Annotated in this window: 11 protein-coding genes; 7 read left to right on the forward strand and 4 right to left on the reverse strand. The window is 71.3% G+C overall.

What is annotated here, in order from left to right:
* The first annotated feature begins 202 nt into the window (after positions 1-202).
* The 3 genes from ACZ3KJ_RS30515 to chpE all read left to right on the forward strand — a co-directional run bounded on the left by ACZ3KJ_RS30515 (position 203) and on the right by chpE (position 2,416).
* The gene (locus tag ACZ3KJ_RS30515) at positions 203-1,348 is read left to right on the forward strand and encodes a GAF domain-containing sensor histidine kinase (RefSeq protein WP_467531702.1); all 1,146 of its coding nucleotides are present in this window, start codon (positions 203-205) and stop codon (positions 1,346-1,348) included.
* Positions 1,341-1,982, forward strand: a complete 642-nt coding sequence (locus ACZ3KJ_RS30520) for a response regulator (protein WP_467531703.1) — start codon at positions 1,341-1,343, stop codon at positions 1,980-1,982. Before ACZ3KJ_RS30515 ends, ACZ3KJ_RS30520 begins: the two co-directional genes overlap by 8 nt.
* A gap of 188 nt (positions 1,983-2,170) precedes the next feature.
* Complete coding sequence (chpE, locus tag ACZ3KJ_RS30525; RefSeq protein WP_389524758.1) at positions 2,171-2,416, forward strand: chaplin ChpE; 246 nt, start codon at positions 2,171-2,173, stop codon at positions 2,414-2,416.
* 363 nt (positions 2,417-2,779) lie between these two features.
* Here chpE and ACZ3KJ_RS30530 read toward each other — a convergent pair whose 3' ends face one another.
* Positions 2,780-3,568 (reverse strand): hypothetical protein, encoded by a 789-nt coding sequence (locus ACZ3KJ_RS30530; protein ID WP_467531704.1) that lies wholly within the window; start codon positions 3,566-3,568, stop codon positions 2,780-2,782.
* A gap of 154 nt (positions 3,569-3,722) precedes the next feature.
* Between ACZ3KJ_RS30530 and ACZ3KJ_RS30535 the strand changes: the two genes are divergently transcribed.
* The 3 genes from ACZ3KJ_RS30535 (at position 3,723) to ACZ3KJ_RS30545 (ending at position 6,113) form a co-directional block, all read left to right on the forward strand.
* Positions 3,723-4,520: an ABC transporter ATP-binding protein gene (locus tag ACZ3KJ_RS30535; protein ID WP_467531705.1), complete on the forward strand. Its 798-nt coding sequence runs from the start codon at positions 3,723-3,725 to the stop codon at positions 4,518-4,520.
* Positions 4,521-4,586: 66 nt separating this feature from the next.
* The gene (locus tag ACZ3KJ_RS30540) at positions 4,587-5,018 is read left to right on the forward strand and encodes an NfeD family protein (protein WP_389524767.1); all 432 of its coding nucleotides are present in this window, start codon (positions 4,587-4,589) and stop codon (positions 5,016-5,018) included.
* 141 nt (positions 5,019-5,159) lie between these two features.
* Entirely contained in the window at positions 5,160-6,113 is a 954-nt protein-coding gene (locus tag ACZ3KJ_RS30545) for an SPFH domain-containing protein (RefSeq protein WP_390656163.1), read from the forward strand.
* Between the two features lie 94 nt (positions 6,114-6,207).
* Here ACZ3KJ_RS30545 and ACZ3KJ_RS30550 read toward each other — a convergent pair whose 3' ends face one another.
* The 3 genes from ACZ3KJ_RS30550 to ACZ3KJ_RS30560 all read right to left on the reverse strand — a co-directional run bounded on the left by ACZ3KJ_RS30550 (position 6,208) and on the right by ACZ3KJ_RS30560 (position 8,290).
* The gene (locus tag ACZ3KJ_RS30550) at positions 6,208-6,714 is read right to left on the reverse strand and encodes an HNH endonuclease (protein WP_467531707.1); all 507 of its coding nucleotides are present in this window, start codon (positions 6,712-6,714) and stop codon (positions 6,208-6,210) included.
* A 211-nt stretch (positions 6,715-6,925) separates the two neighbouring features.
* Positions 6,926-7,465: a YbhB/YbcL family Raf kinase inhibitor-like protein gene (locus ACZ3KJ_RS30555; RefSeq protein WP_467531709.1), complete on the reverse strand. Its 540-nt coding sequence runs from the start codon at positions 7,463-7,465 to the stop codon at positions 6,926-6,928.
* Between the two features lie 42 nt (positions 7,466-7,507).
* On the reverse strand, positions 7,508-8,290 hold the full coding sequence (locus ACZ3KJ_RS30560; protein WP_389524778.1) for a sporulation protein: 783 nt from the start codon (positions 8,288-8,290) through the stop codon (positions 7,508-7,510).
* A gap of 145 nt (positions 8,291-8,435) precedes the next feature.
* On the opposite strand from ACZ3KJ_RS30560, the gene ACZ3KJ_RS30565 reads away from it, so the two are divergent.
* Positions 8,436-9,077, forward strand: coding sequence for a DNA-3-methyladenine glycosylase (locus tag ACZ3KJ_RS30565; RefSeq protein WP_389524781.1), 642 nt, complete (start codon positions 8,436-8,438; stop codon positions 9,075-9,077).
* Positions 9,078-9,465 lie beyond the last annotated feature (388 nt).

Raw genomic sequence — 9,465 nt, forward strand, 5'->3', positions numbered from 1 at the left:
CCGCACCCCCGCCGCGCGCCCTACGCCCGGCGCCCGGGACCGCGGACCTAGGCCCGGCGCCCGGGACCGCGGACCTAGGCCCGGCGCCCGGGACCGCGGACCTAGGCCCGGCGCCCGGGACCGCGGACCTAGGCTCCGGGCCCCACCCCGACGCCGCCACCGGTCCGATCCCCCTGTCACACCCCGCCGGTACCGTGAGGGCATGAGTCAAGGCCCCCGGTCCGGCCTCGCCGCGGTGAGCTCCGCGCTGCTGGCCATGAGCAGGCACCTCGAGGTGCGCGACGTCCTCAAGACGATCGTCGCCTCGGCCCGCGAGCTGCTCGACGCGCAGTACGCCGCGCTCGGCGTCCCGGACGACCACGGCGGCTTCGCCCAGTTCGTCGTCGACGGCGTCGGCGAGGAGCAGTGGAAGGCCATCGGCCCCCTGCCCCGCCAGCACGGCATCCTCGCCGCGATGCTCCACGAGGCCCGGCCCGAGCGCCTCGCCGACGTGCGCCAGGACCCGCGCTTCGAGGGCTGGCCGTCCGCCCACCCGGACATGTCCGACTTCCTCGGCCTGCCCATCCGCGACGGCGACGAGGTCGTCGGCGCGCTGTACCTCGCCAACAAGAACTGCGCCAAGCCGGCCGGCGGCTGCGGCTTCACCGAGGACGACGAGGAACTGCTCTCCATCCTCGCCCAGCACGCCGCGATCGCCCTCACCAACGCCCGCCTGTACGAGCGCAGCCGCGAACTGACCATCGCCGAGGAACGCTCGCGACTGGCCCACGAACTGCACGACGCGGTCAGCCAGAAGCTGTTCTCCCTGCGCCTGACCGCCCAGGCCGCCGCCGCCCTCGTCGACCGCGACCCCTCCCGCGCCAAGGGCGAACTCCAGCAGGTCGCCGCGCTCGCCGCCGAGGCCGCCGACGAACTGCGCGCCGCCGTCGTGGAGCTGCGCCCCGCCGCCCTCGACGAGGACGGCCTGGTCGCCACCCTCCGCACCCAGATACAGGTCCTCGACCGCGCCCACTCCGCGCGCGTGACCTTCACCAGCCACGGCGTCCGCGCCCTGCCCGCCGCCCAGGAGGAGGCCCTGCTGCGCGTCGCCCAGGAGGCCCTGCACAACGCGCTGCGCCACTCCGGCGCGGAGCACGTCGACGTCAGCCTCCACCGGCGCGGCCCGGCCGCGGTCCTGCGCGTCACGGACGACGGCGGCGGCTTCGACCCCACGACGGTCCGCAGGGCCGGCCGCCACCTCGGCCTGGTCTCCATGCGGGACCGGGCGAGCGGCGTCGGCGGCAGCCTGGTGGTGGAATCGGCGCCCGGCAAGGGCACCACGATCGAGATGGAGGCCCCCGGTGGCTGACGCAATCAAGGTGCTGCTCGTCGACGACCACCAGGTCGTCCGCCGGGGCCTGCGCACCTTCCTGGAGGTCCAGGACGACATCGAGGTCGTCGGCGAGGCGGCCGACGGCGCCGAGGGCGTCGCCCGCGCCGAGGAGCTGAGGCCCGACGTCGTCCTGATGGACGTCAAGATGCCCGGCACGGACGGCGTGGAGGCCCTCCGCAGGCTCCGCGAACTCGCCAACCCCGCGCGCGTGCTGATCGTCACCAGCTTCACCGAACAGCGCACCGTGGTGCCGGCCCTGCGCGCGGGCGCCGCCGGATACGTCTACAAGGACGTGGACCCCGACGCCCTGGCCGGCGCCATCCGCTCGGTCCACGCCGGCCACATCCTGCTCCAGCCGGAGGTCGCGGGCGCCCTGCTCTCCCAGGAGGAGGCCACCACCGGGCAGGGCAGGGGCGGTTCGCTCACCGAGCGGGAGCGCGAGGTCCTCGGGCTGATAGCGGACGGCCGCTCCAACCGGGAGATCGCCCGCGCCCTGGTCCTCTCCGAGAAGACCGTCAAGACCCACGTCTCGAACATCCTGATGAAACTCGACCTGGCCGACCGCACCCAGGCCGCCCTGTGGGCCGTACGCCATGGCGTGACCGGCTGAGACGCGCCCCGGCGCACGACCGGGAGCGTGCCGGGGCGCCCCCGCGGAGCGGTTCCCTCCGGTCCGAGATTCATACCGTCGTGGGAATGTCCCCCGGACGGCGCACCCTCCGCCGGGCGCCCGCGTTCTCCAGTGCGTACCGCGGCGACTGCCGCGGCACTCGCCAGCAGGGCCAGGAGGACTCAGAAGTGAAGAACCTGAAGAAGGCAGCGGCCGTGACGATGGTGGCCGGCGGTCTGGTCGCCGCGGGCGCCGGCATGGCCTCCGCCACCGGCGGCGCGGCGGCCCACGGCGTGGCCGAGGGCTCGCCGGGCGTCCTCTCGGGCAACGTCGTCCAGGTCCCGGTGCACGTCCCGGTCAACGCCGTCGGCAACAGCGTCAACGTCATCGGCGTCCTGAACCCGGCCTTCGGCAACTCGGGCCTCAACCACTGACGCCCTTCGCGCACACCGGCCTCCCCCGGCCCCACTCCGGGGGAGGCCGGTCCGCATGTCGCCGTGCACGCCCGAAACCGCTCGGCCCGCACGGAGCCTCCCGTCGGGAAGAACACAGGCCCCCGTGCGTGACCCGGCCCCGTCGGGAAGAACACAGGCCCCCGTGCGTGACCCGGCCCCGTCGGGAAGAACACAGGCCCCCGTGCGTGACCCGGCCCTGTCGGAAGAACACAGGCCCCGTACGCGCCCCGCCCCCGCCGGAAAGAACACGGGACCCGTGCGTGCCCCGCCCCCCCGTCGGACCGCGGGCTCCCACCGGCGCCGGCCGTCCGCCCGACCGACGCGCTCACCCCGGCGAGGCCCTCACCGCACCCCCCGCTCCAGCTCCTCCACATACGCGTTGTACGCGGCGACCTGCGCCCGCCGAGCCGTCCGCTCCACCGGCCGCAGCGCCTCCCCGCGCGCCGCCATCTCCGACGCGCTCACCGCACCCCCGTGCCCGCGCTCCAGGGCGAGGGAGACCAGCAACCCCACCCGCTGCGCCAGCTCCAGCACCCGCACCGCCCGCGGCGGATACCCCGGCGCGAGCACCTCCCGCCCCCTCTCCGACCGAGCCCGGTACGCGTCGATCGCCGCCTCCGCCACCGGCCCGGACCCCGCCACGTCCAGCCGCGACAACACCGCCGTGGCGTCGCGCAACGCCTCCGCCAGTTCCCGCTCCGCCTCGCCCAGCGACGGCACGTCGGCGGGCGGCGCCTCCCGCACCGCCAGACAGCGCCACACCACCCCGGCGTGCACATCGCCCTCGGGCCCGGCCTCGGACACCTCCGGCACCAGCCCCAGCGCCGCCCCGTGGCAGATCACCGCCTCCTCCGCCTCCAGCGCCCGCGCGTTGAACTCCGGCGGCCCGCTCAGCCCCAGCGGATGCCCGGACGCGGGCAGCGCCACCCGGAACCCCCTCACCCCCAGCGCCCGCAGCCGCCCCAGAGCGAGCGTGAGTCCGACGGGCGACGCCTCGCCGGGCAGCCCCGCCACCCGGTGCACGGCATCGGCACCGACTATGGCGTGCACCGCATCGTCCGGAGAGACAAATCCGGACAGAAGCGCGTTTCCCCAAGCGGCAAGGCGACCAGAGCGCGGTTCCGAAAGCATCCCCCCACCCTAAGGACCGGACCGATGGAACGGCTCCCCCGACCGGTGGCGTAGATTTTCCCGGAGGGCCGCGCCCACCCGCGCGCGGCGGTCCGAGCCACAGGCGTACGCGACGACCGAGTCCGGCCACACTGCAAGGGGAGACAACGCGCTCATGAGCGATGTTCTGGAGCTTCAGGACGTATCCGTGGTCCGCGAGGACCGGGCTCTGGTGGACCAGGTCTCCTGGTCGGTCAAGGAGGGCGAACGCTGGGTCATCCTCGGCCCCAACGGAGCCGGCAAGACGACCCTCCTGAACCTCGCCTCCAGCTACCTCTACCCCAGCAAGGGCACCGCCACCATCCTCGGCGAGACCCTCGGCAGGCCCGGCACCGACGTCTTCGAACTGCGCCCCCGCATCGGCATGGCCGGCATCGCCATGGCCGAGAAGCTGCCCAGGCGCCAGACGGTCCTCCAGACCGTCCTCACCGCCGCCTACGGCATGACGGCCGGCTGGCAGGAGGAGTACGAGGCCGTCGACGAGCAGCGCGCCCGCGCCTTCCTCGACCGCCTCGGCATGACCGAGTACCTCGACCGCAGGTTCGGCACCCTCTCCGAGGGCGAACGCAAGCGCACCCTGATCGCCCGCGCCCTCATGACCGACCCCGAACTGCTGCTCCTGGACGAGCCCGCCGCCGGCCTCGACCTCGGCGGCCGCGAGGACCTCGTCCGCCGCCTCGGCCGCCTCGCCCGCGACCCCATCGCCCCGTCGATGATCATGGTGACGCACCACGTCGAGGAGATCGCCCCCGGCTTCACCCACGTCCTCATGATCCGCCAGGGCAAGGTCCTCGCCGCCGGCCCGGTCGAACTCGAACTCACCTCCCGCAACCTCTCCCACTGCTTCGGCCTCCCCCTCGTCGTGGAACAGGTCGGCGACCGCTGGACCGCCCACGGCCTGCCGCTGTCCTGACCGCCGTCCCGACCGCCCCCCTTCGCGCTCTGTCGGCGGCACGACCCTCGGTCCTACCATGAACGCGTGGACGACATCGACGCGTGGGTGTGGTGGCTCGTGGGGGCGGCAGCGCTCGGCATACCGCTCGTGGTGACCGCGATGCCGGAGTTCGGCATGCTCGCGGTCGGCGCCGTCGCGGCCGCCGTCGCCGCGGGCCTCGGCCTCGGCACCGTCGCCCAAGTACTCGTCTTCCTCGCCGTGTCGGTCGCCCTCATCGCCGTCGTACGGCCCATCGCGGCCCGCCACAGCAGACAGCGCCCCCAACTCGTCACCGGTGTCGACGCGCTGAAGGGCAAACAGGCCGTCGTACTGGAACGGGTCGACGGCTCCGGCGGACGCATCAAACTCGCCGGCGAGGTCTGGTCGGCCCGCGCCCTCGACACCGACCACGCCTACGAGGTGGGCCAGGAGGTCGACGTCGTGGACATCGAGGGAGCCACGGCGATCGTCATCTGACCTTGCACAACTCCCGCACCACGCAAGTGGACAGAACACACCACGAGCCGCACGACCGTCTGTCAGACTCGACCAGCAAGATCTTCAACAAGCCTAAGATCTTCCGAAAGCGCCGAGGCGGAGAAGGGGACGGGGAGCACGATGGAACCGGTCATCATCGTCTTGATCATTCTGGTGGTGTTGGTCTTCATCGCCCTGATCAAGACGATCCAGGTCATCCCACAGGCGAGCGCCGCGATCGTGGAGCGCTTCGGCCGCTACACGCGCACGCTGAACGCCGGACTCAACATCGTCGTCCCGTTCATCGACACCATCCGCAACCGCATCGACCTGCGTGAACAGGTCGTGCCGTTCCCGCCCCAGCCGGTGATCACCCAGGACAACCTGGTCGTCAACATCGACACGGTCATCTACTACCAGGTGACCGACGCCCGGGCCGCGACCTACGAGGTCGCCAGCTACATCCAGGCGATCGAGCAGCTCACCGTCACCACGCTGCGCAACATCATCGGCGGCATGGACCTGGAGCGGACCCTGACCTCCCGCGAGGAGATCAACGCGGCTCTGCGCGGCGTCCTCGACGAGGCCACCGGCAAGTGGGGCATCCGCGTCAACCGTGTCGAGCTCAAGGCGATCGAGCCGCCGACCTCCATCCAGGACTCGATGGAGAAGCAGATGCGCGCCGACCGCGACAAGCGCGCCGCGATCCTCACCGCCGAAGGTACGCGCCAGGCCGCGATCCTCACCGCCGAGGGCGAGAAGCAGTCCCAGATCCTGCGCGCCGAGGGCGAGGCCAAGGCCGCCGCCCTGCGCGCCGAGGGCGAGGCCCAGGCGGTCCGCACCGTCTTCGAGGCGATCCACGCCGGCGACCCGGACCAGAAGCTGCTCTCCTACCAGTACCTCCAGATGCTCCCGAAGATCGCCGAGGGCGACGCCAACAAGCTCTGGATCGTCCCCAGCGAGATCGGTGACGCCCTCAAGGGCCTCTCCGGCGCGATGGGCAACTTCGGCGCGATGGGCGGCGGTTCGGGCTCCAACGGCGGCGGCACCGAGAAGAAGATCCCGGAGCGCCGCGAGAAGCCGTCGATCGACTGACGGAACCGGACGGCAGAGAGCCCCGCACCCCGTTCGCAGGGGTGCGGGGCTCCGTCCGTACACGGGCCGGCCAGGGCGGCCCTGCGGCGCACCGCTAAGCCGCGTCCACGGCCAGCCACTCCGGCAGCGCGGCCAAGTCCTCCTGCCCCAGGGCCAACAGCATCGCGTCCTGCGGAGTCGGCTCGAACGGCAGCCGCAGCAACGGCATCCCCGCCTGCTCCGGAGTCCGGTCCGCCTTGCGGTGGTTGTCCTCCGCGCACGAGGCGACCGTGTTCAGCCACGAGTCCCGCCCGCCCTGCGCCCGCGGCACCACGTGGTCCACGGTCGTCGCCCGCCGCCCGCAGTACGCGCACCGGTGCCGGTCCCTGACCAGCACACCCCGCCTCGACCACGGTGCTTGTCTTCGGAACGGCACCCTCACGTACCGGCAGAGCCTGATCACCCGGGGCGCCGGTATGTCCACGGCGGCCCCTCGCATGCGCAGTTCGGGGTGGGACTGTTCGACGACGGCCTTGTCCTGAAGCACCAGAACGACGGCTCGGTTCAGCGTCACCGTCGACAACGGCTCGAAGCTCGCGTTGAGTACCAGCGTGTCCCGCATACCAGCCCACCTCCCGTGTGCACCGGCCCACCCCCTGGCGGGCTGGGATCAACTCTGGCCGGGCACGCCGGGATGGACAACGCAATATCTGCTGCTCCCACGGGGGGCGACCCCCGCGACCCCCGGCAACAAAAATGCCCGCCCCTGATCACTTCCAAGACCAGGGGCGGACAAACGTTGAATGAACGATGAGCTCGCTCAGCCGACGGCGTCAGCTCCGCGCGGGGTTCTCGTACTCACCGATCAGCTGGGCGCGCGCGATCGTGTGGAACCGCAGGTTGAAGCCCACGGCGGCGGGCGAGGTGTCCGCGTCCGGACCGAGCTTGTCCTGATCCACCGCGTACACGGTGAAGACGTAGCGGTGCGGACCGTCCCCGGGCGGCGGCGCGGCGCCCCCGAAGTCCTTCGTCCCGTAGTCGTTGCGCGCGTGGACGGCGCCCTCCGGCAGGCCGTCGAACTTCCCGCTGCCCGCACCCACCGGCAGCTCGGTCACCGAGGCCGGGATGTCGAACAGGACCCAGTGCCAGAACCCGCTGCCCGTGGGGGCGTCCGGGTCGTAGCACGTCACGGCGAAGCTCTTGGTCTCGGGCGGGAACCCCTCCCACCGCAGCTGCGGCGAGGTGTTCCCCTCCGCGTGGACCTGCGCACTCTTGAGGGTCGCGCCCTCCTCGACGTCCTCGCTCGTCACCGTGAAAGACGGCACGGGAGGATGGAAGTCGTGGGGGAGCGGCCGCCTCTTGTGCTCGGTCACCTCGGTACCTCCTGAACGGTTCTGGAGTCAGTGGTTCCGAGCCTAGAACCAGTTGCGCTTGCTGCCGACCTCGGACAGCCACTGGTTGAGGTACGCCGCCCAGTCGGTCCCCTGGTAGTCGTTCAGCCCCACCTGGAACGAGCGGAAGGTGTCGCTGCCCTCACCGAACAGCCCGGGCTTCTTGTCCATCTCCAGCACGACGTCCATGGCCTGCGCGTCGGCCACGAAGCTCAGCTCGACCTGGTTCAGGCCCCGGTACTGCGACGGCGGGAAGAACTCGATCTCCTGGTAGAACGGCAGCTTCTGCCGGGTGCCCCGGATGTGGCCGCGCTCCAGGTCGGCGTTCTTGAAACGGAAGCCCAGCTGGATGAAGGCGTCCAGGATCGCCTTCTGCGCCGGCAGCGGGTGCACGTTCACCGGGTCGAGGTCACCGGAGTCCACGGCCCGCGCGATCTCCAGCTCGGTGGTCACACCGATGTTCATCCCGCGCAGCGCCTGCCCGTCGATCATCGTGATCGGCGTCTCCCACGGGATCTCCAGGCCGAACGGCACCGCGTGCACCGCACCCGCCTGCAGCTCGAAGGCCCCGCCCAGCCGCTGCTTGGTGAACTCGATGTCCTGCTTGTACTCCTGGTCGCCGCTCTCCACCTCGACCTTGGCCTGCAGCCCGACGGACAGCCCCTCGATCTGCTGGTTCACGGACCCGCCCTGGATCCGCACCTCGCCCTGGACCACGCCGCCCGGGACCACGTTGACCTCGGTCAGCACCGTCTCGACCGAAGCCCCGCCGGCCCCGAGACTCGCGAGCAGCTTCTTGAACGCCATGACTTCCCCTCTACGACCTCTACGACTGGATCCTTGATCCTCTAAACGCGACCCGGCCGTGGCCGGTTCCGTCACACACCCTGGCAAGCCGAGAGCCCGCCGACCACCCCGACGCACCCACCCGCCTGCACTACGCTCGGAGGGCATGATCGCGACCCCCGACCGTACGCCCCTCCCCCGGTCCTTCTTCGACCGCCCTGTCCTGGAGGTCGCCCCCGGCCTCCTCGGCCGCCTTCTCGTCCGCACGACCCCGGACGGTCCGATCACCCTGCGCCTCACGGAGGTCGAGGCCTACGACGGCCCGAACGACCCCGGCTCCCACGCCTTCCGTGGCCGCACCGCCCGCAACAGCGTGATGTTCGGTCCGCCCGGACACGTGTACGTCTACTTCACCTACGGCATGTGGCACTGCATGAACCTCGTCTGCGGCCCGGACGGCAGCGCGAGCGCCGTCCTGCTGCGCGCCGGCGAGATCGTCGAGGGCGCCGAGCTGGCCCGCACCCGCCGACTCTCGGCCCGCAACGACAAGGAATTGGCCAAAGGTCCCGCCCGTCTGGCCACAGCCCTGGACGTGGACCGCGCCCTCGACGGCACGGACGCCTGCACCCCCGGAGACACGCCCCTCCGCATCCTGGCGGGCACCCCCGTACCTCCCGAGCAGGTGCGCAACGGCCCCAGGACGGGAGTGTCCGGCGACGGAGCCGTCCACCCATGGCGTTACTGGGTCGACGACGACCCGACGGTGAGCCCCTACCGCCCCCATGTCCCTAGGCGCCGTCGAAGTTGACTCGCTCTTGACGGGCGCGTAATGTAGCCCAAGCCGCTGAACCGGGTACGGCATTCGCCTGCAGCCGGAGCGGCCAACCCACTACCTAGACACCCCTCAGCAGGGTCGATTCCGGCGTGCCCGCACGCCTGAATTCGAACTCGATGGAACTCGATTATGAGCTCGCGAGGGAATCGGCTAACGTAGTGAATGTCGAAAGGCCGACAGGCGAAAGCCGAAAGGCCTCAGGCAAATCCAGCCGACAGGGAATCGGATCGGAAACGGTCTGATAGAGTCGGAACCGCCGGAAAGGGAACCGCGAGAGCGGAAACCTGGAAAGCGCCGAGGAAATCGGATCGAGAAAAGATCTGATAGAGTCGGAAACGCAAGACCGAAGGGAAAAGCCCGG

It is taken from the genome of Streptomyces sp. NPDC003248 (genome assembly GCF_055563235.1).